The organism is Komagataeibacter diospyri (assembly GCF_006538165.1).
GTDB lineage: Bacteria > Pseudomonadota > Alphaproteobacteria > Acetobacterales > Acetobacteraceae > Komagataeibacter > Komagataeibacter diospyri.
In genome coordinates this window covers 1-24,911 of record NZ_BDLU01000070.1, presented here as the reverse complement: position 1 = coordinate 24,911, position 24,911 = coordinate 1, and the positions used below count along the sequence as shown (strand labels likewise).

The 24,911-nt window shown below is 57.0% G+C and carries 17 protein-coding genes and 1 pseudogene; 12 read left to right on the top strand and 6 right to left on the bottom strand.

Annotation, left to right across the window (positions count from 1 at the left end; translation table 11 throughout):
- Positions 1–13: 13 nt before the first annotated feature.
- Genes nuoI through MSKU9_RS16465 form a run of 7 tightly spaced genes read left to right on the top strand, consistent with a single transcriptional unit; the run spans position 14 to position 6,821 of the window.
- Positions 14–526, top strand: a complete 513-nt coding sequence (gene nuoI / locus MSKU9_RS16495) for an NADH-quinone oxidoreductase subunit NuoI (protein WP_141262453.1) — start codon at positions 14–16, stop codon at positions 524–526.
- A 6-nt stretch (positions 527–532) separates the two neighbouring features.
- Positions 533–1,033, top strand: coding sequence for an NADH-quinone oxidoreductase subunit J (nuoJ, locus tag MSKU9_RS16490; protein ID WP_141262452.1), 501 nt, complete (start codon positions 533–535; stop codon positions 1,031–1,033).
- 1 nt (position 1,034) lies between these two features.
- Positions 1,035–1,358, top strand: a complete 324-nt coding sequence (gene nuoK, locus MSKU9_RS16485; protein WP_141262451.1) for an NADH-quinone oxidoreductase subunit NuoK — start codon at positions 1,035–1,037, stop codon at positions 1,356–1,358.
- The gene (gene nuoL, locus MSKU9_RS16480; protein ID WP_141262450.1) at positions 1,351–3,321 is read left to right on the top strand and encodes an NADH-quinone oxidoreductase subunit L; all 1,971 of its coding nucleotides are present in this window, start codon (positions 1,351–1,353) and stop codon (positions 3,319–3,321) included. The genes nuoK and nuoL overlap by 8 nt, the downstream gene beginning before the upstream one ends.
- Positions 3,318–4,826, top strand: coding sequence for a complex I subunit 4 family protein (locus MSKU9_RS16475; RefSeq protein ID WP_141262449.1), 1,509 nt, complete (start codon positions 3,318–3,320; stop codon positions 4,824–4,826). Before nuoL ends, MSKU9_RS16475 begins: the two co-directional genes overlap by 4 nt.
- Entirely contained in the window at positions 4,823–6,277 is a 1,455-nt protein-coding gene (locus tag MSKU9_RS16470) for an NADH-quinone oxidoreductase subunit N (protein WP_141262448.1), read from the top strand. The genes MSKU9_RS16475 and MSKU9_RS16470 overlap by 4 nt, the downstream gene beginning before the upstream one ends.
- A gap of 43 nt (positions 6,278–6,320) precedes the next feature.
- Positions 6,321–6,821, top strand: a complete 501-nt coding sequence (locus MSKU9_RS16465) for a CBS domain-containing protein (RefSeq protein ID WP_141262447.1) — start codon at positions 6,321–6,323, stop codon at positions 6,819–6,821.
- Between the two features lie 415 nt (positions 6,822–7,236).
- Here MSKU9_RS16465 and MSKU9_RS16460 read toward each other — a convergent pair whose 3' ends face one another.
- The 4 genes from MSKU9_RS16460 to MSKU9_RS16445 form a co-directional block, all read right to left on the bottom strand.
- Entirely contained in the window at positions 7,237–8,649 is a 1,413-nt protein-coding gene (locus tag MSKU9_RS16460; protein WP_141262446.1) for an aminotransferase-like domain-containing protein, read from the bottom strand.
- 772 nt (positions 8,650–9,421) lie between these two features.
- Entirely contained in the window at positions 9,422–10,711 is a 1,290-nt protein-coding gene (locus MSKU9_RS16455; RefSeq protein ID WP_141262445.1) for an NAD(P)/FAD-dependent oxidoreductase, read from the bottom strand.
- 47 nt (positions 10,712–10,758) lie between these two features.
- Positions 10,759–12,132, bottom strand: a complete 1,374-nt coding sequence (locus tag MSKU9_RS16450) for an amino acid permease (RefSeq protein WP_141262444.1) — start codon at positions 12,130–12,132, stop codon at positions 10,759–10,761.
- Between the two features lie 126 nt (positions 12,133–12,258).
- Complete coding sequence (locus tag MSKU9_RS16445; protein WP_141262443.1) at positions 12,259–14,400, bottom strand: TonB-dependent receptor; 2,142 nt, start codon at positions 14,398–14,400, stop codon at positions 12,259–12,261.
- 564 nt (positions 14,401–14,964) lie between these two features.
- Between MSKU9_RS16445 and MSKU9_RS16440 the strand changes: the two genes are divergently transcribed.
- Positions 14,965–15,165 (top strand): DUF2905 domain-containing protein, encoded by a 201-nt coding sequence (locus tag MSKU9_RS16440; protein ID WP_141262442.1) that lies wholly within the window; start codon positions 14,965–14,967, stop codon positions 15,163–15,165.
- On the opposite strand, the pseudogene MSKU9_RS16435 reads toward MSKU9_RS16440, so the two are convergent.
- Together MSKU9_RS16435 and MSKU9_RS16430 are read right to left on the bottom strand one after the other, a co-directional pair.
- Positions 15,136–15,865, bottom strand: a pseudogene (locus MSKU9_RS16435) (IS5 family transposase). The gene MSKU9_RS16440 and the pseudogene MSKU9_RS16435 sit on opposite strands and share 30 nt — an antisense overlap.
- A gap of 309 nt (positions 15,866–16,174) precedes the next feature.
- Positions 16,175–17,629, bottom strand: a complete 1,455-nt coding sequence (locus MSKU9_RS16430; protein WP_227002538.1) for an MFS transporter — start codon at positions 17,627–17,629, stop codon at positions 16,175–16,177.
- Positions 17,630–18,017: 388 nt separating this feature from the next.
- On the opposite strand from MSKU9_RS16430, the gene MSKU9_RS16425 reads away from it, so the two are divergent.
- The 4 genes from MSKU9_RS16425 to MSKU9_RS16405 all read left to right on the top strand — a co-directional run bounded on the left by MSKU9_RS16425 (position 18,018) and on the right by MSKU9_RS16405 (position 24,398).
- Positions 18,018–18,719: a response regulator transcription factor gene (locus MSKU9_RS16425; protein ID WP_264371859.1), complete on the top strand. Its 702-nt coding sequence runs from the start codon at positions 18,018–18,020 to the stop codon at positions 18,717–18,719.
- Positions 18,716–20,092 (top strand): ATP-binding protein, encoded by a 1,377-nt coding sequence (locus MSKU9_RS16420; RefSeq protein ID WP_141262441.1) that lies wholly within the window; start codon positions 18,716–18,718, stop codon positions 20,090–20,092. Before MSKU9_RS16425 ends, MSKU9_RS16420 begins: the two co-directional genes overlap by 4 nt.
- A gap of 74 nt (positions 20,093–20,166) precedes the next feature.
- Positions 20,167–22,011 carry a PD40 domain-containing protein gene (locus tag MSKU9_RS16415; RefSeq protein ID WP_141262440.1) on the top strand — a complete coding sequence of 615 codons (1,845 nt, stop codon included), beginning with the start codon at positions 20,167–20,169 and terminating at the stop codon, positions 22,009–22,011.
- A gap of 899 nt (positions 22,012–22,910) precedes the next feature.
- A complete protein-coding gene (locus tag MSKU9_RS16405) occupies positions 22,911–24,398 on the top strand; it encodes a prolyl oligopeptidase family serine peptidase (protein WP_193557722.1) in 1,488 nt (495 codons plus the stop codon).
- Positions 24,399–24,911 lie beyond the last annotated feature (513 nt).

Sequence of the window (24,911 nt, the reverse complement as noted above, 5' to 3'; positions counted from 1 at the left end):
AAAGGCATTTCCCATGCTTGATACCCTGCGTACCCTGTTCCTGACGGCGCTGCATGCCTTCCACCGGCGCGCGACCGTGCAGTATCCTGAACAGAAGCCCTACCTGCCGCCGCGTTATCGCGGGCGGATCATCCTGTCGCGCGATCCCGATGGGGCGGAGCGGTGCGTTGCGTGCAACCTGTGTGCCGTCGCCTGTCCGGTGGACTGCATAAGCCTGCAGAAAACCGAAGCCGATGGCCGGTGGTACCCGGAATATTTCCGGATCAATTTCTCGCGCTGTATTTTCTGCGGCTTTTGCGAGGAAGCCTGCCCCACCTATGCCATACAGCTGACGCCTGATTTTGAAATGGGCGAATATGCGCGCCCCAACCTTGTTTATGAAAAGGACGACCTGCTGATAAGCGGGACCGGGAAACATCCCGATTACAGTTTCTACAATGTCGCGGGCATTCCCATTCCCGGCAAGGATCGCGGCGCGTCCGAACGCGAACGCCCGCCGGTCGACCTCCATTCCCTGCTACCGTAACCCGTCATGCATGCCCTGGCCCTTCTTGCCGCCAGTGTGACCGTTGTGGGGGCCGTCATGGTCATTACCCGGCGCGTGGCGGTGCATGCGGTGCTGTACCTGGTGGTGACGCTGCTGTCGCTGGCGGTGATACTTGTCATGCAGGGCGCATCATTCGCGGCGATGCTGGAAGTCATCATCTATGCCGGTGCGATCATGGTGCTGTTCGTCTTTGTCATCATGATGCTCAATCTAGGGCACCCGGACAGTGCACGTGAAAAGGAATGGCTGCGTCCGCGCGCATGGTGCGGACCGGGGCTTCTGGCCGCCATAGTGTGTGCGGAACTTCTTTATTGCATGGGGACATTTTCCGGTCCTGCACGACCTTTCGCCCCCATTACGGCGCATGATGTCGGGTTAAGCCTGTTTGGCCGCTATGTACTGATGGTCGAACTGGCGTCGTTCCTGCTGCTGGCCGGTCTGGTCTCAGCCTTTCACATCGGACGCAACCGGGTGGGGGGAAACTGACATGCCTGCCTTTTCCTTCAATGACATCCTGCTGCTGGCAACGACCCTGTTTTCGGTCGGGCTGGCAGGCGTGCTGGTCCGGCGCAACATGGTGTTCATGCTAATGTCGCTGGACATCATGCTCAATGCAGCAGCCCTTGTGTTCGTGGGGGCGGGCGCACGCTGGCATGATGCGACGGGACAGGTGATGTTTGTGCTGATTCTGGCCCTTGCCGCCGTGGAAACGGCAGTCGGGCTTGCCATCATCCTGTGTCTGCATGCCCACGGACGCCCCACACTGGATGCCGACACCGGCAACCTTTTGCGAGGATGGAACCATGGGTGAAATCCTTCTCCCCCTTCTCATCCTCTGCCCGCTTGCGGCATCCATGATCGTGTCTGTATCGGCCGGTCGCATGGGAGCGTGTGCCATCGGGACGGTTGCCTGCACCGGAGTAGGGATATCCGCCGTCATCAGCATCATCCTGTCCATCACGCTCCTGTCCGGGCCACCAGCGGGAGTATTGCAGGTAACGCTGTGGCCTTGGATGCATATTGCGGGATTTTCAGCGGATATCGCCTTCATGCTGGACCGGGTTTCCATGGTCATGATCCTTGTCGTCACGATCGTGGGGCTGCTGATCCATGTCTATGCCGCAGGCTACATGCGCGATGATCCGGGGATCGCACGCTTTTTTGGCTGCATGACGCTGTTTGTGGCGGCCATGCTGGTGCTGGTGCTGGCGTCCGACCTGCTGTGCCTGTTTATCGGGTGGGAAGGCGTGGGGTTGTGTTCCTACCTGCTGATCGGGTTCTGGTATAACGACCCGGCCAATACCGCTGCCGCGCGCAAGGCTTTCTACATGACCCGCATGGGGGATGTGGCATTGCTGTGTGGCCTGCTGCTGCTGGCCACGGCTACAGGTTCCCTGCGCATCGGGGCCGTGCTGGCGGCGGTCACGAATGGGCAGCTGGCTCCGTCCGGTGTCAATTTGGCGGCCCTTTTCATACTGGTGGGGGCACTTGCCAAATCGGCGCAGATCCCGTTCCAGACATGGCTGCCAGACGCCATGGCCGGTCCGACGCCGACCTCCGCCCTTATCCATGCGGCCACCATGGTAACTGCAGGCATCTACCTGATCGCGCGACTGCATGACCTGTTTGCCATGGCAACCCCCATCATGGCGCTCACGGCCATACTTGGAACGCTGACGCTGCTTATGGGGGCCTGCACGGCCCTGGTGCAGTCCGACCTCAAGCGTATCCTTGCATGGTCCACGATCAGCCAGCTTGGTTACATGTTTCTCGCCCTTGGGTGTGGAGTATGGCAGGCGGCGCTGTTTCACCTGATGACCCATGCCTTTTTCAAGGCGCTGCTTTTCCTTACGGCTGGCGCCGTGATCATGCGCACTGGTCATGAACAGGATATTTTCCGCCTTGGTGGCCTGCGCCACGCCATGCCTGGACTGAGTGCAGCCTTTGCCGTGGGCGCATCCGCACTGGCTGGCCTGCCACTGGTGACGGCGGGATTCTACAGCAAGGAAATGATCCTGTCGGGTGTATGGCACGTCCATTTTGGCCTGACGCGGGAATGGACCCTGAGCGGGCATCCGTTATGGGGGATTGCCCTGCTGGGGGCCTTCCTGACCGCGCTGTATATTTTCCGCTGCGTTTTCATCGTCTTTTGCGGAAAAAAACAGGGAACTTCGGCCACGGGCCGGACGTCACGCCTGATGAGCATTCCGCTGGGTTGCCTGTGCTTCCTCTCCCTATGCGGCGGAGTCATTGAAATGCCCGATACGCTTCCCCCCCTTCACCTGTTCAGCACCCTTCTTGACCCGAAAACGCCATTATCACATGCAGATGAACCGATCTGGCTTGTGCTGGCGGGAGCACTTGCCCCCCTTGCCGGGCTTGGGGTTGCATGGGTGCTGTGGGGACGTGCTACGCCCGTCATGCATGAAATACCCGGACAGGCAGCCATCATCCGCCTTGCCCGTACCGGCTGGGGCATGGATGCGCTGTATGACCGTGTATTCGTGCAGCCCTTCCGCCTGCTGACGTGGCTGACACACCATGATGTTCTTGCTCATGCCATCACTGCGACAGGGCGGCTGACGCAGGCCGTCAGTGGCCGGATTTTCCAGGCGCGGACAGGTTTTCTGGACATTCTTTCCATATGGGGAAGCCGGGGGACCGGATGGATGGCATACCTGCTGGGTCAATTGGATAATGGCCGTGTGCGGTGGTATGCGGCATGGATTGCGGGTGGGCTGTGCGCGGGCCTGGCCATGGCGGTGCTGTCATGAACCCCCTGCCCGCCCTTGTGCTGCTGCCTGTCGTGGGCGGCGGACTGGCATGGCTGGCCGAGCACATCCAGCCTCATACCACCACCCCCGCGCGCGATGCATCATGGTGGGTGGTGCTCGGTATCCTGACTGTGGAAACGCTGCTGCTTGTGATGGTCACATTCCACCATCCTGCCCATGCGGGGCCGTGGCTTGGACATTTTTCCGTGCCATGGATCCCGGCCATGGGTATTGCGATCAGGCTGGACATGGATGGTCTTTCACTGTCGCTGATCTGGCTTTCGCTTATCCTGTGCTTCCTGTGCGTGTTTCTTGCCACCCGTCAGGTCACGGTCAATGCTGGTGCATTCCATTTTCTTTTTCTTGCGACCCTTACGGGCATTATCGGCACGTTCCTGGCCACTGACCTGTTTCTGTTCTTCTTTTTCTGGGAACTGATGCTGGTGCCGATGTTCGTGCTGATTGCCGCATGGGGGCATGAGGACAGGCAGCGTGCCGCCATGAAGTTTTTCATGTTCACGCAGGGCAGCGGCCTGCTCATGCTGCTGTCCATCCTTGGTCTGGTCATTGCGCATTATCAGGAAAGCGGCGAACTGACGTTTGATTACTTCACGCTGGCCCACACACCATTATCCCCTGCCGTGTCCATGCTGCTTATGCTGGGATTCTTCATCGCCTTTGCCGTCAAGCTGCCTGTCGTGCCGGTCCATGTCTGGCTACCGGATGCCCACACGCAGGCCCCTACGGCGGCCAGCGTGCTGCTGGCGGGTATACTGCTCAAGACCGGGGGGTATGGCATGATCCGGTTCAATGTCATGCTGTTCCCCGATGCAGCCAGCCATTTCGCACCTATCGCCATGGGGCTTGGCGTCGCGGGGATCCTGTACGGGGCGTGGCTGTCGTGCGCACAGGATGATGTCAAGCGGCTGATTGCCTATAGCAGCATCAGTCATATGGGTTTCGTACTGCTTGGCATCTTTACCGGTTCCCGCATGGGGATGCAGGGGGCGATCATACAGATGCTGGCCCATGGGCTGAGCACGGCAGCCCTGTTCCTGATCGCAGGCGCCATTCAGGACCGGCTGCATACACGGGACATGTACCGTATTGGCGGGCTGTGGACGGCAATGCCACGCCTGTCCACCGCGGGGCTGTTCTTTGCCGTGGCCTCACTCGGCATGCCGGGACTGGGTAACTTCGCGGGCGAATTCCTTGTCCTGCTGGCGACATGGCATGTCAGCCCCACTACTGCGACACTGACGACGGCCGGACTGGTTCTGTCCGCGATCTACGCGCTGCGGATGGTCAACCGCATATTCCTGGCGGCTTCCCGGCCCGACCAGCACCCCATACAGGACTTTCCGGTCCGGCAGATGGCAGTTTTCGCCTGCATCATGGTCTTTCTGGTCGTGCTGGGCCTTTATCCGCAGCCTTTCATGATGTTTTCCGCGCCATCCCCCCTGTCCGTTACAGCCGTGACCAGCCGGGAGGGCGCCACACCATGATCGGGCATGATATCTTCCTGCCGACTCCGCTGCTGGTCATATCTTCCGGCATCATGATCATGCTGGCCGCAATGGTATGGCGCCGTTCGGTGGGACGCAGCTTTGCGTATGGACTGGTGACACTGCTGCTGTCCCTTGCCGTTGTGGGGCACCATCCGGGCAGAATGTCGGGGAATGGCGACAGCCTGTTCATTCAGGATCGCTGGACGACCTATACCGCCATCCTGATCATATTTTCCACCATGTGTATCCTGTTCATGTCATGGCGGGATGTGGCGCATGACGGGACCACACTGGTGGATGAATATCCGCTGCTGTTCATGCTGGGCACGCTTGGCGCGCTGGCTATGGTATTCAGCGCGAATTACATGCCCTTTTTCCTGGGGCTGGAAATACTGGGCATCTCCATCATGGGACTTGTGACCTTTCGCCACCGCCCTGTCATGCTGGGGTATGAAGCCGCGATGAAGTACCTGGTCCTGTCCGGAGCATCTTCCGCCATTCTTCTGTTTGGTATCGGCCTCGCCTATGGTGTTACGGGATCCCTGCGGTTCATGCCGCCCATCGCAACCGGAGAAGTTCCCGCCGCATTGCCGGTTGCCGCCACGGTCATGGTTCTTGTCGGCATGTTCTTCAAGCTTTCCGCAGTCCCCTTCCATATGTGGCTGCTGGATGTAATGGAAGGCGCGCCCATTCCGGTGGCGGCGTTTCTGGCCATAGTTTCAAAAATCGCGATATTTTCTTCACTTGTCCGTTATTTCGGAACAGGGGCGCAGCCTCCGTTCCTTAATGATATCCTGTCTGTCGTCATTATCCTGACCATTATGGTGGGCAACCTGCTTGCCCTGCGTCAGGCCAGCCTCACACGCCTTCTGGCATGTTCATCCATTGCGCATGTGGGGTATCTGCTGATTGCGTTCCTTTGTCCCGGTCATCTGCAATCGGGGGCCATAACCGTCTACCTTGCGGCCTATACCGCCAGTACACTGGGTGTATTTGCGACCATGACCGCCTTTGTGGTCCCGGATGGGCCGGATGGCACGGTTATTGCACAATGGAGGGGACTGTTTTTCCGCCGCCCGTTCCTGGCGACAGCCATGTCGCTCATGCTGTTTTCACTTGCGGGCATTCCGCCGGGCATCGGTTTTTTTGCGAAATTCGAGGTCGCGGCAACCGGCGTTGAACACCAGCGTGACATACTGCTGTGTGTACTCGTAATCGGCAGCATTATCGGGCTGTATTATTACCTGAACATTATCCGTGTCATGATGGCGGCGCCATCGTCACCCTCCAGCACCCTGAACCGGCATGCCCGCCCGGAACTGACGGCGCTTGTCATCGTTCTGACCATAATCGTGGTGATCGGGGGGCTTTTTCCTGCCCGTGCCATCCATCCGTTGCTTCCTGCCGCCACTGTCCCACCCGAAACGCGGGATGGAATAAGGCATTGACGGAACTATTTTCGATTATCCTGAACATGGAAAGGATTGTCCCATGTCCTCTCGTGTCTTTCACATTCTGGCGCAGAAAGGCCGCACGGTCATTACCGTCAGGGCAGATGACCCCATTCTGGACGTCGCCACCGCGCTGGCGCGACATAATATTGGTGGCGCACCCGTTCTTGGCCCTGATGAGCAGCTGGTTGGCCTTGTATCGGAAAAGATGATTGTCCATGCCTTATCCCAACATGGCGCGGATATAGCGGCCCTGACCGCAAAGGACATCATGGCAAGGGATATGCCGACCGCAACCCCTGATGACAGTATTTATGATATTGCCTGCCGCATGACGTATTCCCGCAACCGGCATGTACCCGTTCTGGAAAACGGAAAACTGGCGGGACTGGTCAGTATCGGGGATATTGTCAAGCTGCGCGCCGAAAATGCCGAACAGGAAGCGCAGGAGCTGCAGGATTACGTAACGGGCAGTGACCATGCTGCCGTCCAGTCCCCCAATGACACACCGCCCATGCAATGCGGGGGAAAGGAAAGCTGACCTGCATGTCGCCACAGACGATATGTCCTCATATCTTTGCTGCGACCGGGACGGACAGCCTCATACAACAGATTTCGCGATCATGTATGCTTCCACCAATGTGGAATAATCTGATGCGCTCCCCTTTCCGCCTCGACTCAAAAAAAGTGTCCTGTTTTTATGGCCCATGGTTTATATGATGACAACGATATCAAGGGTCTATCTCCGCTGTCGTTGTCGGGCCATATGAGCCGGTGGCCCGGTCCGCGAGGCGGACGCGCCACGGATTTGTGCAGGCTGTCTATCGGATTAGCCGTTAAGGCACTTTCTTCTATCACAACGTGCTGTCAGATGAATAATCTGTCCGGAAAATAGTAAAACCATTCATTCCGATCTCTGAAAAATACGTAACAGAATTTACTGTATAAAATCCTTCCTAACAATGATCATCCTGATATTTTTTAAGAAAATCAAAAAGATATGGATTATTACAATGCGCGACATTAAAGCGCATCCATGGAGAAGGTTCATAATTCGGCCGGAACAGATAACCGGGCGCAAGAAGAATATCTTCCTCCGCTGCGGACTGCGCCAGCGCCTGCATGTTGATCCCCTCCCTGTCAAACCGTGCCCAGACAAACATACCACCAGGTGGCCGAAAATATAGCCGCATACCAGTATTGGTCAGCGCACGGCCAACGCTGGCCTGCATGCGTTCCAGACGTTCCTTCAGGCGTGTCAGATGATGACGATATTTCCCGTCCTTGATGATACTATGAATAACATATTCATTAATACCGGACGTTGTCAGACTGCTGGCCATTTTCTGGCGCAGGATAACCTGTGCCAGTTCGGGGTGCGATGCGGTAAACCCGACCCTTACGCCCGGCGCGATCGTTTTTGAAAAACTGCCGACCTGTATCACACGCCGCATCTGGTCCAGATAGGCCAGGTTGGTTGTAATATCTGTTGTCAGACTGGAAAATATATCATCCTCGACAATAAGAAAATTGTATTTTTCTGCCAGATTCAAAATATGAAAAGCATTTGCCGGCGAACAGCTGGTCCCGGTTGGATTATGAAGAATTGTATTGGTAATGAACAACCGTGGTTGATGTAGCCGCGCAAGATATTCAAGGCGTTCAATATCCGGCCCTTCAAATGTACGCGGCACCCCGACCACATTCAGATCCAGCCCCTGCAATGCGGGATTCAGATTACAATAACCCGGATCGTCCACCAGCACGGTATCCTGCTTGTGGGTAAAGGCCCGCACGGACAGTTCCAGCGCCTGACTGGCCCCGTGCGTCAGGATAATCCCGGCATCGCATGTCCGTATCTTGCGCTGTGCCAGCATGAGCTGGATGCTGTGTCGCAGCGGCGTGTAGCCGTACGGATTGCCATATTCAAAAATGGAAGACGGCGGCTTGCGCCCCAATGAAACAAGGGCCTGCTTGATCGCATCCACAAACAGGTAACTTTCGGGCAGCCAGCCACAACCGGCCTTGATAATGGGCGCTTTGTCCTCATACGCGCTTTGTAGCAGCCACCGTGAATCCACCGACCTGTCCACCAGCGTGGCCGTGGTAATCAGTGTCCGGTTGAGGGTATTGTTATGGGTTACGAAATAGCCCCTCGCCCGTCGCGCTTCCAGCAACCCTTCCGCAACGAGCTTGTTATAGGCATTGGAAACCGTAAGCGTACTGACCCCGCACTGTTCTGCCAGTTGCCGCACCGAAGGCAACCGTTGACCTGTCTGCAACTTCATGCCCAGAATCAGATCGCGGACACCGGAAACAATTTGATTGACCAGTGGAACTGTACTTGAATTGTCTATATTAATATTCATAATGATATATGAAAATCTGATATGCAGGTCAAATTTTTCATATATACTTGCCCCTTTTGCCTGATCAATGCATATATCGTCAGTTACCACCTTCTTCAGGCCAGCATATTAAACTGTATATATGAATTGATCCGAATTGGCAACAAAATGACAGGCGATGCCTGATAATGTGTTATCCATCAAACAGGATGACAATGAATGCAAACCGGATCATCGCGACAAAGGGCCTGTCGCATCGTGTCGCGATGTCCCTGAACGAAGGCTGCCGGTTGAAGATTTTCCTGCCAGATTTTGTTCCACAACCACACAGATGGCGTGAATTTGCGTAATCAGCGCACAACAGGACCATCCAACAGCTTCCCTGCAGCTTTCTTTTCACAAACATCCGTAATATTGCGCACGGATATTAAAACTTTTTATATATGATATGTTTTTATTTATTAATTAAAATAATTAAACTGCTGAACTTTTGAAAATTATTTATCGTTTTCGTCAGGTTTTAAAAATAGGCAGCTATCTGCAACCTTACCATCAATATGGTCGTCAGATTGTTGGCCACCGTGATCAAGGTCCTATCAATCCGCGAACAGACGCCCAGTCAATCAGCCTTTGAAAGACTGCGGCGTCTATGCCTTTTGCCAGTCTCTGACGCCTCCAGGCCGGAGGATGGAACAGATCATCCCCACCAGATCAGCCCATCGACAGTCCCTACATCATGGAAATTCATTATCCCTGATGACACGATGCATTCCATCAAGGTTATAGCAGAAGGTCACTTAGCCAAGGCGTCCAGAATCCTTCCCCGCAGCACTGCCCCCGCAACCCCCAGGCGCCAGCCAAAATGTGCAGGAATAGGCCGCAAGGGAGAAACCGGCAGCAGGATTTCCTCAGCGGGCACCCCACTGATCCGACGTGCGATCTCACGTCCCATCAGGGTAGCCATCGCCACCCCGCGGCCATTATACCCGACACAGGCCATGATCCCCTCGATCGGTTCATGCCAGTGGGGATAATGGTCAAGGGTAATGGCAATCTGCCCATTCCATCCATACCGCCATGCAGTCCCCTTCAGAAATGGCCACAGGGTACAGGCATGCTTCTGTAGAAACGGAAATGTCGCGGGGCCTGACAGATCGCGGGACGCTGACCGCCCACCAATAAGCAGACGCCCTGCGCCATCAATGCGGTAATATGTTACCAGCTCGCCCATTTCATACACGACTTCACGTTCAGCAAGAATGCGCTTTACAAAGGGGACAGGCAGCGGATCTGTCGCGATAATGGCGCTGTAAGCGGGGACAAGGGTGCGACGCAGGCGGTTCCACAACCGTCCTGTATACCCATTGGTGGCAAAGACGACATGTCTGGCGTTTACGCTGCCATGGGGTGTCCTGACCAGCCATTTTCCGTTTGCACGACGCAGGGATATGACGGGCGAATTGGCATGGACAATCGCACCGTTATCGATCGCAGCCTGCGCAAGCCCACGCGTATAGGCCAGTGGGTTGACCTGTCCTCCACGCGCATCAATAAAACCACCACAGTAACGGCTGGTCCCCGTGTGGGTGGCGATGTCCGCACGATCCAGCCATGTTACTGGCCCACCACGGTCACGGCATTCATTGAATAGTTTCTGTTCATGGGGAAGCTGCCCTTCCGCCGTAGATGCACGGATCGTGCCACCACGTGCCGCATCGCATTTGATGCCGTATTTCTCGATCAGGTTAAATACAACATCAGGAGCCTCCCACGCCGCATCGGCCAGCGCGGCCCCATGGGGACCAAGGTCACGCTCGACCTCGGACGGCAGGGTCTTGAGACCGGGATTAACCTGTCCACCATTACGGCCCGATGCGCCCCAGCCAATTTCGTTGGCTTCCAGCACCATGACCTCAGCCCCGGCCCGGGCAAGGTGCAGCGCCGCCGACAGGCCGGTAAAGCCTGCGCCAATCAGCACGGTTTCACATATGTGCTCCCCCTGCAATGCGGTCGTGACCGGCCCGGGCGGGCTGACAGCGGCATACAGGCTGGAGGGAAGGGATTTATATGAAACGGAAGCCATGACTACGTGTACTCCACCATGAACCCTGAACGATCGGGTTCAGATTGTCACGAAAGACGTGATGTATCGGACGTCCCCACTGGAACGGTTGCCTTGCGCCCTGCCCGGGTCATCTGCGCGTGTCCGTTGCGACGCCAGCGCCCGAAAGAGAAGTTTTCGATCACGATGATGATGCCAAGACTGATCGTACTCATTACGATTTCCTGACGCGTATGTTCAGTCGCGAAGAACATGGTGACCAGTGTGGCCAGCAACGCACCCAATGTTGCATATGACAGGAATGGAAACCCCCACATGGGAAGCGCAGGCGACTCCCCCTTTGCCATACTGGCGCGACGCAGGCGGATATGCGCCACGACAATCAGTACGTAGTCAAACAGGATGAAAGTGCCACTCGCGCTGACCAGAAAACCGAATACCCGCCCCGGCGCCATCATGCCCACCACCGCCACGATAACAGCGACCCCGCAGCCACACAGGATGGCCCGCACGGGGGTGCCTTTTGTGTCGCGCTGAAGAAAGACACCTGGCGCGTCACCGTTTTCCGCCAGTTCACACAGAATGCGCGATGTTATGTATATACCTGAATTAAGGGCCGATAATGTTGCGATCAACATGACGGCCGTCATCATTGCCGAGGCAAACGGCACGCCGATATATTCCAGCGTCGCCAGAAACGGCGAATATCCCGGCACGACACGCGATAACGGAAGCAGAAAGATAATAAGCCCGATGGATACAAGATAGAAAATCATGATCCGCAGCACCACCGTCCGGGTGGACCGGGCCACGTTACCCGCCGGGTCGCTACTGTCGCATGCGGCGATGGTCGTTATTTCCGACCCCGCCATGGAAAGCATGATACCGGGAATGACCGCCAGCAGCGTAAACAGGCCGTGCGGTATCAACCCTGCGGCGGAAAACAGCGCCCCGCCCGGGCTGGCTGCGCCTTTCATGCCAAAAAGGACGGAAACGCCAATCAGGATAAAAACGACGATCGTGGTAATCTTGAGAACCGAGAACCAGTACTCGAACTCCCCATACCCCCTTACGGAAAACAGGTTGACCCCTGTCATGATTCCGATCACCAGCAATTCGATGACAAGATAGGGAAGCGGCAGATAGGGACTGAGAAAACTGGCAGCGGCAATCGCCTCCAGTCCCAGCAGGGTGGCCCACATGATCCAGTAGATCCACCCAGCGATAAAACCGACCCGCAGTCCCAATCCCCGGCGAATCTGCCCGACAAATGAACCGGTAACAGGGGAAGCAACAGTCATCTCCCCCAGCATCCGCATCACGCACATGACCAGCAGGCCGCAGAGAAAATATGAAAACAGCACCCCCGCCCCAGCCGTGGAGATGGCCGTAGCCGACCCCACGAACAGGCTGGCTCCGATCACCCCCCCGATTGAAATCATGGAAACGTGCCGGTCCTTGAGCACCGCGTTCTCCGGAGCCGTCTTAACCTTTGGCGAAGGCGGTGAAAGGCTGTTCATACGTTCTTACCCCATTCCCATCAGGTGATCCCGGCCCCGGTCCGACGCTTAGAAATGTGCGCTGATCGTTCCGAAATACTGTCGTGGCGCACCGCGTTCGACGGAATACAGATCGCCAGACATCGGGTTGCCGTTTTCACCCATCATAGAGATATATTTCGTATTCGTAAGGTTATATACGCTGAAATCAAGGGTCAGGTTTTTCAGGGGGCCGTAATCTCCGAAACGGTAACGTGCCCCCATCGTAACCAGCCAGTAACCCGGCACGGATGTATCATTGGTATAGCTGTAATAACGACGGGAATAATAATTGGCGTCAATATGCGCTTCCGCCCGATGGAATGCATATGTCAGGTTGGATTTATACATGAACTTTGGATAGTTCACGATATTCTTTTTATTCACATCATAAGTATGACCAGCCGATTCAAGATTACTACCATAAGTAGCATGATTGTAGCTGATGCTGTTGAACATCGACAGGCCCTTCATCACCCCGCTCTGGAACGGATGCAATGTCAGCGTGGCGTCAACACCATACATGGAAATATCAGTCTGCTGTACCGACAGGACCGGGTTGTTCAGCGTGCCGGCATTCACTTCCAGCAGGCGATGGTTATCGTTGACATGGTATGCATCAACCGAGAAATTGGCGTATTTGTCGTTAAAGCGATAACCGACAAGATAGACCCAGTCCCGTTCCGCAGGTGTCGAACCCTGCAGTTTACGGAAGGTCGCCTGATCCTGCACCGCCCACAGCGACGCCTGCCCTGCCGACCCCCAGGACTGAACACCATAGCCACGCATGTTCTCGGCCACGTCAAAATACAGTTCATGACCGGGCAGGAAACGCCAGTTCACACTGACATGAGGCAGGAAAGCCGCCGCTGCCGTCATGCTGCCATTCGCCAGCGCGGATGCACCAGTAAAGGCAGAGTCATTATACTGCGCCCCTCCCGATGTCGTGGTGATCATGGACTTGAAACCGGCATGGATATCCAGGTTATGCAGCACATGATACGTATCGGACATGAAATACTGGAATGTATCCGTAGTCCACTTGAAATCATACGGGCTGAGGAAGGCGCGGCCATAGGTATTGTACGGACCGATCGTCTTGAGTGGTGCAAGGCCACTGGACAGGGACGGTTCGTTATAGAAAAACTGACCCATTTCCTGATTGTTGTTTTCCAGCCAGATACCCGTCTGGAACGTATTATGCGCAATATTATATTTGATGGATGACGTCATGCCATAGCGCACCTGGTGGGACTGCCAGACCTGCTCGGACAGGGGGGCAGCCTCTGTCGCGCCCGGCAATACCTGCGATGACTGCCCGGGATCAGCATAGGTGGAATAAAGCACCTGACTGTTACCGTAGAACAGGGTTTTCCAGCGCAGGTTCCTGGTCATCGCCATGTCGAATGTCAGACCACCAAGGTAGTCGACCTGATGCTGGCCACCATCATACAGCTGTGCATCGCCCCCATATTTCTGGGCCTGTTTATAGGCAGCGCCATAATTGGGGTATAGGTAATCGTCACTCCACCCACCGTTCTTGATTTCAGTAAGCGACTGGTCGACATAACCCCACTGGGAGTTGTTTGCCCAGCTCATGAAGCCGGAAATGCTGCTGTCTTTTCCTACTGGCTGCACCAGCTTCGCTTCTGCCTGCTGCTGCAACTGGTCACCATACCCCCTCCATTTATGCGTATCGGAGCGGGCATAGGCGATATACATCTTGGTTCCGGTGCTATTCATGGCACCCGTATCAAATCGCCCGTAAGTACGGAAAGAAGCGTTACTGCCGAACATCTGCGAGACGTCACCACCCATCTTGTCAGACGGATTGGCACTGCTGACCTGAATGGCACCCCCAAGGTTGGTGGTGGACATGGTGTCAACCGAACCACCACCCTGTGATACGGACATACCACTGATATTGTTGGTAATAATGGCCTGAGACAGGTTAAGGCCGTTCAGCGTCGCATAGGACTGGTCATTTAGCGGAATGCCGTCCAGCGTCATGCCGATGTTATTCCAGTAGAACCCACGCATGTACAGGCTGCTCGACCATGCATCCAGTCCCAGCGCATCGCTGGAGCTGAAGCTCAGCCCCGGCGTGCGCGCCGCCAGTATTTTCATGGGGTTCGTCCCCGCCACGAACTGCTGCATGACCTTCTGGCCCATGCGCTGTTCCGTACCATGCGAGACATTACGACGTGCACTGACGGAAAGGGATTCAACAGGACGCGCCCCTTCCGCATGCCTGGCTGCCGTATGGCCCTTGATCGCTGGATTATGACCTTGATCCGTACGCGTCAGATCCGCCCCCCAAGCCAGCTGACAGTCAAGTGCCGTCGCTGCAAGAAGGAGACCACACAAGGGCAATTTTCTGACCATTCCTGCCATTTCCGTCCAAAAAAATGATTCCACCGCAATAAGGCTTCAGTCAGCCGGGAGCAGACCCACGAATATTGCGTATCCAGATCATTCCGAATAAGCATCATATCGTATATAGACAGTTTAGGTCCAGATACCTGATCGTGTACATATGCAGCCAGCATAACAGTACACATATCCAGCATTGATCCACTGGCACTGATACAGGAGTAGAAATGGCGGTATATCGCCATTATATGGTCGTCATGAACCTGTCCTGACGTATAAAGTTCTCTTGTCGGACTGTATCCCGATAGAGCCACATCCATCTTGTATTACACAGATTGACCGACCAGTTAGGGATAACCTTTCATGCCCCGCATTCTGATTGTCATCGGCCTGCTCCTTCTTCTGGCAGGCCTGTGCTGGCCCCTGCTTTCGCGCCTGCCGCTTGGCAGGCTACCGGGAGACATCCTGATACAGAGGCAGAATTTTACTGTTTACATCCCCATTACGACCTGCGTGCTTGCAAGTATCATATTTTCATTCGTTCTGTGGATTATCAGGCGCTAGGCTCAGGACGCATAGCCAGAACATGACGGTTGCAGCGAGACAGATGGCCGAGAAGAATACGGTTGGGCATCTGTCTTGGCGTGTTGCGACACGCCGCCTGTCCTTAAGCCTTCCAGGCATGATCTCGATGCGGTTGCGGCGTTTGTATTTCTGCCTGTCGTATTTGACAGGTTTTCCACGGGATCTCCGTCCTGGAATGCAGGGCCTGATCTCCTTTTTTTCCAGTGCATCCCTGAACCAGTCAGCGTGATAGCCCTGGTCGCCCGACATTCATTGTGCTGCAGAAGACTGTCCAGCAGGGCAGCGGCACCGGTATAATCACTGATCTGTCCCGCTGTCAGGACGAACGTCCATTTTTGTCAGTAACCGCCCGGATCCCCTTTTCCAGCAGCAGGCTCGAAGCCGTGCGGTGTGCCTTGAGATACGTCGCATCAATCATAACCGTCCGGGGCTCTGCTTTTTCGATAGACAGACCATCCATCATTCGAATGAAGATCCCCATGGCGCCCCAGCGGTTCTAGAGCGTCTTGTGTGGGCCGTATTCCCGGGGCGCATCACGCCAGCGCAGACTATTCCGGTTCACGAAAATGATCCCGCTCAGCATTCGGCGGTCATCAACCCGAGGGCAGCCATGGCTCTTGGGAAAGAACGGCCGCAGATGCTCCATCTGTTCGTCCGTCAGCGAAAACAGGTCGTTCATCTCCAGTCTCCTAGCAGAGCCTGAATCAAAATCTCACACAAAAATCAATGGGTCCTGAGCCTAACCCCGCCGGAGCATTTTCAGCAGCAAGTCTGACAGTTACGACCGCCTGCAAGTCTGTTTCTGTGTTTCATAATTTCCGATATATTTTCAGATATATCTTAATATACTCTGCCCCAGCCAGACACAGCCGGAAAAGCCATCCCAGAACCGAACCGGCACGCAGGCCCAAGTTGGCGTGTGTCCCCTGCCCGATGGCAGCACGAAAACAGGAGGCCGTAGCGAGCGCCCCCTGTTTTTTCCAATGAATCATTGACGCAATCCATGGCCAGAAACCTCCTGACCGATATCTGCGGGCATTTTTTTAAAACCCAGCGTACCCACCAATACGAAGACCGCCGTTATGAGAAAAGCGATGTGAAGTTCCTGCAGGCTGACCGTGGCATGGCCATATACGCTTTCCAGAGCAGTCAGACAGAACGCCGTAATGGCAACCCCTGCGGTCGAACCGGTCTGCCCCAGAATAGACATGACGCTGGCGGCCCTGCCACGTTCATCCTGACCCACATCAGCAAACGCGACAGTAGACAGGCTTGTCAGTTGCAGGGATCGGGTCATACCGGCAAAGGCAAGCGACAGGCCAAGCAGGATGGCGGGCGTATCTGGCGTCAGGAATACAAAGGGCAACAGGGAAGCGCACACAAGGAAACCATTCAAGAACAAAACTTTACGGAAACCAGCCCACTGGATGATGGCCGATGTAGCCGGTTTGATACCCAGATTTGCGCAAAAATAGGCCAGCAGCCACGTGCCCGTGCGCGCAGGCGAAAAACCAAAGCCAAGCTGGAAAAACAGCGGCAGCAGGAACGGTGCCGACGAAAATACGGCGCGAAATATCAGCCCCGGATATAGCGCGGCATAACGCAGGCTGGCCCGCTTCAGCGGCGCAAGGGAAAGAATGGGCGTGGGATGCCGCCCCAGGTGATGGATTGCGGCACCCCCCGTCACCGCACCGATCCCCAGCAGCCCAAGGGCCACAAACCGCTCCGTACCGACTTCAGCCGAGCGCTGGAGCCCGGACAGAAGGCATGTCAGGCTGAAGGCGCATAGCCCGAACCCCCGGACATCCAGCCGGGGCGCCCCTTCTGGCGGTTCCGCAGGCACAACACGCAGCACGCAGAATACGGCGATCAGGCCCACTGGCAGGTTGAGCCAGAAATTCCACCGCCATCCCACGGTCTGGGTCAGGTAACCGCCAAGCACAGGCCCGATGATGGGCGCGCTGAGTGCAGGCCAGACCGTAACCGACTGTGCTTTCAGCAGGTCACTTTTGGGCGTGTAGCGCAGGATGATGGACATGCCGACCGGCATCATGACGGCCCCGGCCAGTCCCTGCCCGATACGTGCGCATACAAACGCGTCCAGTCCATGCGCGATGCCACACAGGAAGGACGAGAACGTGAAAAGCAGCATGGCCACCCACATCACGCGCTTTTCGCCGTATTTCATGGCCAGCCAGGCGGAAACTGGCGAAATGGCGGCAGATGCCAGCATATAGGCCGTAACCCCCAGCGAGAGATCCAGCGTTTTCACTCCAAAGGATCGGGCCATGGCCGGAAGGGAAGTATTGATGATGGCCCCATCCAGATTCTGCATGAACGTCGCCATGGCCATGATAAAGGCGAGAAGTGGTGAATACCGCACAACCGTGGCACCCGTGCCAACCGTTTGCGTCCGGCGATGCTGTGTGGTTGAAATGGGCATGCAGGCTGGTTTCCAATGAATGACGTCTGTCTGTCACAATATCTGCCGGCATGCATATGTATGCGGCACCCCATGTCACGGGATCATGGTCCGGCATGCGACAGCGCGTGCAACAGGGTGCGTTCACTGGCAGCCCATGGCAAGGTGACAACCACCCACCTGCATGGTTTTTTGTCAATCCTGACATAAATGCCTGTCGCCCGTTCTCTTTGCTACGCGATGCGGCGGGAGTGGATATAGTCCCTGTCAGCAAACAGATCTGTATGGATTGACGCGGAGCACGGGATTGGTAGCGGGGTATTCAGACAATGATCGCCCGGACAGGCACGGTTGCGACGGCATCCCGGCGCACAGGGGACATCATTCCGTCCTCATTGTGGAAGACGACATGGATATCCGCAGCCTGCTGGCACGTTTCCTGTCACACAGGGGCTATCATGTTGCATCCGCCATGACGGCGGCCGAAGTTCTGGCGATCATTGCACAGCGACCACCTGATATTGTCCTGCTTGACCTTATGCTGCCGCAGGAAAGTGGTCATGACATCTGCCGCCTGATCCGTGACAGAAGCCGTGCCCCGATCATCATGGTTACGGCACTGGCTGATGTCCGGGAACGGATCGCGGGTCTTGACCTTGGGGCGGACGACTACATCAGCAAGCCTTTTGACCTGGAAGAACTTGCGGCCCGCATGCGGGCGGTCATGCGTCGCCCGCCCATCCCGACCGATCATGCCGCGCGCAGACCCGGTTACGGTTACAGATTTGGAAACTGGATCTTCACACCGGAAAAACGCGCCCTTTACAGCACGGAAGGCGTGCGCATGACGTTGACCGGTGCCGAAACCGACCTTCTCCTGCTATTCTGGAATCATGCCGGGATGTTGCTGGGTCGGGAGCAGATTATAGAACTGCTCTATAATGCCCCGGGCGCGGTCGAGGAGCGTACCATCGATCTGCTTGTCAGCCGCCTGCGCCGTAAACTGGCCCATGGTGGCCGCCAGCTTGAAATGCTCCGGACCGTCCGGGGGGATGGTTATGTTTTCGACCCGGGCATGACCGATCCCAATGGGGAAATGCCACAGCAATGACGGACCGTTTTTCCCTGCTTCCCCGCACGGTTTACGGGCAGATGGTCGCGATCGTCATTTCCAGCATGCTGGTCACCATTTTTGTCGTCGCTTTCCTTGTCGTCGCTCTGCGCCCGACCGTGCCGCCGCTGCCTGAAGGGCCATGGCCAAACGCGCTGGCGATCGAGACCGCGATTGACGCCCTGCGCGCAAGCCCACCCGAAACGCGCGAAGCCATTGCACGCGGCATGTCCATGCCGGACGCACGGTTCCAGACCACAGGCCCCTTCCCCTGCGCGCGGATCCCGACCGAGCATTTTTCGGTCCTGTTGCGGCGCATCCTCAAGGCACAGCCGGACAACCGGAGCGCTGTCATAACCGAATCGACCTGTGCTGCCGATTCAAGCGGCATGACCTCCACCCATGTCGACATGCCACGCGAAGGTATCTTCATTACCGCCCATAACGGGATCAATCACCACCTGCCGCAACTCATGCGCACGACGCTGCCGCTGATCGTGTCGTTCCTGTCGCTGCTGGTCATAATGGGCACCCTGTCACTATGGAGCCTGTGGCGCATCAACCGCCCGCTGAAGGTACTGGCAAACAAGGCGGACACCTTTGGCCACGAGATCACCCCCGAACCACTGACCGAACAGGGACCTGTGGAACTGCGTCGCGTCGCCCGGGCGTTCAACCGCATGCAGGCCCGGATCGCGGCCGCCACCGAAGAGCGCACCCGCATGCTAATGGCGATCGGCCACGACCTGCGCACGCCGCTGACCCGACTGTCCATGCGGATCGAAATGGGCGGCCCCGATGCAACTCCCGCCGCCCTGCGCAACGATTTATGGCTCATGAACCGGATGCTGAACGGGGCGCTGTCGTTCCTGAAGGGCCAGGGCGACACGGAACCGGCGGAACGGGTTGATATCGGTGCGCTGGTGGAAAGCGTGTGCGCGGAATTCGAAGCCATTGGCCGGAATGTGATCTATCAGGGTGATCTGGGCCTGACCTGCCTGTGCCAGCCCGTTGCCGTGGCCCGCATGGTCAATAACCTGATCGACAATGCCTGCAAATTTGGCAGTCTGGTGCAGGTTGACACAAGACGGAATGGCAACGTGGCCATTATCGAGGTCGCGGATAACGGTCCGGGCATCCCGCCCGAAATGCACGATATCGTGCTGCTTCCCTTTGCCCGGCTGGACCCGGCCCGCAGCACGGATGGCGGGCTGGGGCTGGGCCTGTCGATCATTCACGATATCGTACAACGCCATCAGGGTACGCTGACCTTTCACCACAACCAGCCATCCGGCCTGCGTGTGCGCATCGCCTTGCCCCTTGACCCGCACGGGGCGCAACGCAGCCACCCTGACGTCCATGCCGTCCATTAAATGACCCGCCAGAAAAGATGGATACCCGAAGAATGCACCGGATCTGTAACGTCCAAAAGACAGGGGAAGCCTTCATGAACCGTCGGAATATGTTGAAGATGCTGGGGGCGACACTCCTGCTGCCCGCAGGTGCCATGGCGGCTCCCCGCCCGAAGGGGGTGATGCTGATGAACCGCATCGGGCCATCAGCATCACAGCTTTACCTTGCCAACGCGGACGGAAGTGATGAACGGCCATTCCTGCCGGGAAATGGCCTTGATTACCATGCGTCTTTTGCCCCGGATGGACAGTCCGTCCTCTTTACATCGGAACGTAACGGGTTGGGACAGGCAGACATCTTCCGCGCCCGTCTGGACGGAACCGACGTTATGCCCCTGATCCGCCATCCATCAGTGGACGATACGGGCGTCCTGTCACCCGATGGCACGCGCCTGGCCTTCGTTTCCACGCGCGATGGATACCGTGCGAATATCTGGGTCATGGACCTTCGCACGGGCAGGGTACGTAACCTGACCGGAGCGGCCCGCGTGCAGGGCGATCGGCAGGGACCAGACTGTTTCTTCCGCCCCGCATGGTCGCCCGATGGCAGGTGGCTGGCGTTTTCGTCCGACCGCAACACCCAATGGCGCGGCCATGACAATGGCCGGGGCTGGGAACACACGCAGGAACTCAGCATCTACATAATCGGTGTGGATGGCCGGGGTTTCCGCCGTATCGCCACCCGCCCCGATTACTGCCTTGGCTCCCCCAAATGGTCACCGGATGGCCGACGGGTGGTGTTTTATGAAATGCTGACCGAAAGCACATGGGGTGCCAGGCGACCCGAAGGGGTGGCATCCGTAGTTTCCCAGATCGTGTCCGTCGATATCACCAGTGGGGAACGGGTCCAGCACACGTCCGGCCCGGGCCTGAAGGTCTTTCCCCAGTTCGTGACGGCGGAAATCATCGGGTATCATCGCAAGGGCGGCCCGGATGAGGGACTGGCCTACACTACTGGCATCGCCAGCGTACACCGGACGCTGCGTTCCCCCGCATGGTCACCCGATGGCCGGACAGTCATCTATGAAAAGGTCAGTTTCCGCCCCTTTACCCAGAACCGGCAGCTTTACAGCTGGGACCCGCAGCGGGATTACCGGCATACGGATGTCTTTCCCGGCCTGTCATGTGATGGCAGGCTGGTGCTGACGGAAAAGGCGCTCAATTCCTCCATCGCCACCATGAACCCGGACGGATCTGACCGGAAACGCATATTTGATGTCTCCCGCACAGCCCTCAACCCGACACAGGTGGGCCACGGCATGGCCGGGGCGTTTGCCCCCGCATGGTCGCCCGACGGGCAGTGGATTGCCTTCGGGCTGGGCCAGTGGTTCCAGGCACGGCGCACGGGCAAGGCAACGGTCATGCGCATGCGCCGCGACGGCAGCGCGGTCGAACCCCTGACCGATGGCACCATACATTCCGGTTTTCCCAGCTATTCCGCTGATGGCAGGCAGGTTGTGTATCGGGTATGGGGCGAAAACAACATGGGCCTGCGCATACTGGACCTGCAGACCCGGCAGACACGCGTGCTGACCACCGCATACGACAACCTGCCCGGCTGGTCGCCCGATGGTAGCCGGATCGTGTTCACGCGCCGGGTGGATGACGAAAATTATGATATTTTCACCATCCGCCCCGACGGAACCGGACTGAAACGACTGACCACCAGTGGCGCCAATGACGGCCATGCCGTGTGGACGGCCGACGGGCGGATCATGTGGTCAAGTGGCATGTATGGCTTCCGTGATGAAGCCGCCCTGTATGACAATACATTCCAGCCTTACGGTCAGATCTTCATCATGAATGCCGATGGTAGCCACAAGCGGATACTGACGGACAGCCTGTGGGAGGATTCCATGCCCCTTTATGTCCCGGCATAACGTCCCCGGCCCCGCCATATACCATAAGGATCCGGCAGTGCATGCTTCCTTTTGGCCCGGTACTGCGGGATTGCGGCCTGAGGCAACAGACCGCAGTCCGTTACCCCAAGCATACAGCCACACAGGCCATATTCGTGGATTTACTGCATGGGGGCAGCCTGTTCCGTTCTGTTCTGATCCCCCGTTACCGGTTCCGGTCCTGTCGATGACTGGCCTGAAGGATATTGTTCATGTTTTTTATGGGTTTTCATATGCTGCCGTTCCGACGTTCCTGTGCCTGACCCATTCTGGTCATGCACAGGCGGAGTGGTAGTGACCGGTTTCCCGGGAGAGGAGCGGGGCGTTGCAAACTGTGCATGCGCCGTCAGGGGGAAACTGCAGATCATTACAGCCAGATACAACCACTTCATGTTTGTAGAACAGGACATGAGGACCTCCCGATGATGAAGAACAAACACCATCACCTGTCACACATTGCTTTGGCCACAAGTCAACGGATACACAGGGAAGATGGTTCCTTTGCAGACACATCCCCTGATGGTGTTGTCACTGGTCCGTACGGCCTGCATCAAACCGTCGCCGTCATTTCAATGAACAGGGTGATGCCTGCAGGGGAGCGCATGCGCCGTATATTCAGCAACCCTGCGCATCGTCCGGCGACATGGAGCAGCCGGGACGATATCATGCATGGGGATTGTGACAGAAACAGGCCGCCCGGCCCGGCGACGGCTGCAATCCCTGCCATGCAGGATCTACCCGATAACAACGCCGTTGCACGTTGCCATGGCAACCGCAAAGTTTCCTGACCCTGACTGCCCTGACTGCCCTGACTGCCCTGACTGCCCTGACTGCCCTGACTGCCCTGACTGCCCTGACTGCCCTGACTGGAGAAAGCACACATGACCGATGTATCAAGACGTAACTTCATGACGGTCGGGGCGGCTTTCGCCGGTGCGGTCTCCGCCATGGGGACCGGTGTTCACGCGGCCCGTGCCGCAGGGGGCGGAAATGGCTTCATGGCGGCATCTGCAGGCGGGCCGGATGGCCCCGACGGTCCCGGCCCCCACAGACACAGGGCGCCGGGCCTGCAGGGCATCTGCGCATTATGTGAAGTCACGGGCGGCGGACAGAAGGTTTACGGCATTGCAGTAGAATACGATGCCGCGATCGATCCTGCCAGCCTGGCACACGATACATACACCACGTCCGTCTTTCCCGCGGCCCAAGGTTTTTTTGCGGGAATGCCGCAGGAACCTGACAAGAACGATACCACGGCGGCCCCGAAGCGGCGCCCTGTCGCGGCCATATACACCAATGACGAACCGGCGCTCCGTCCCGACAGGAAGAATGTCACCGGCAGGTATGTCATCACGGAGTTCGGGCATGACCCGGACCTGAGCCTGCCTACAACCGACAGCGACAGGGTCGCGCTGACACAGGACCGCAATGTCCGGACAACGGACGGCGCTATCTACGCTGCCAGCAAAACCGTATGGAGCAACGCGGGACAACGCGGGAACAGTGTTGTCATTCGTGGTGTCGATGCGTGGGAACAGCATCACTGGTGGTGGGATGACACGCGTTCGGCCTGGCTTGAATACAGCATCTACCTGCCGAAGTCCTTTCTGGAAAAAGGTGGGGAAAACAGGGCCTATCCCCTCGTCCTTGCCATAACCCATTCCGGAACCAGTCCGGATGGCACCTGTGCCCAGACGCTGACGGAACAGTGCATTGCCAGTATCTGGAGCCTGCCAGAAGAACAGGACCGGCATGAATGTGTCGTCATCACCCCGCGCTATGAACGCACGACGATGAACGATTACTGGGAACATACGTCCGATGTCGAGAATACCTACAGGCTTGTCGCATCCCTTCTCGGCAACACATGGAACTATGGCAATCCCAATCTGGATGACCGGCGCGACAAGGTCCTGAAGATTGATCCCAGACGGGTTTATTGCACCGGCTGGTCCATGGGGGCCATGACATCGCTGTGGCTGATGGCAAAACATCCGCAGACCTTTGCGGCAGGACTGATTATCGCGGGGCAGCAGCGGCCCGGAGACCTTGTCCCCCTTGCCGGTCAGAAAGTCCTGATCATTACCGGGTCGGAGGATGACAAGGCCACGCCGTGGAATGAAAAATGCGTACCGGTCTGGGAACAGGCAGGCGGCAGGGTCGTCCGGCCAGCCGAACGCCTTGATCCCGCCCTCATATTCCCGCTCGACAGCCAGCAGAAACTGACCGATCAGGTCAATGGCTATCTTGCCCCCGACGCCAATATCACCTTCCTGACCTTTGAAGGCGTCGATCACATGGGATCCGCACGAAAATTCTTTTATATCAAGGCAGCACGGGACTGGCTGTTCAGGCAGGTAAAAGCGTGAACATATGTATCGGCGGCATTGCGGGTTCAAAACTGTTACGGAGTTCCATACGCCAGCGAGGATAATATCGGGCCATACCTGAATTTCATGGTCTGACAGCATGAATCTGACACGATCGCATAGGCCATCCGTCGCCCGTTCCGTCTGCCAGTGCAGTTACAATGGACGACTGCTCACAACCGTTCCAACGTCGATACGCCCTTGATGGCCGGGATATGCATACATGCGTAAGAGATCCTGTAACCAAGGGATCGCGCCCTGCCCAGCCCCACCATGACAGCTATGCGGCAACCATCCATGCGCCACCGATATTCTGAAGGGAAGCCCTCTATACCATGCGGACAGAAATGATACGGTGGACTGTATGAATGATATTAATGACCATCTGCCTGAGTCGACAGCGGTGCAGGCTACTGGCCCACAGCAGCAGCCTGCCCCGTTACAGGCCACCACCCCGCAGTGGCGGCCGCTGCTGCATTATACGCCCCGACGCAACTGGATGAATGACCCCAA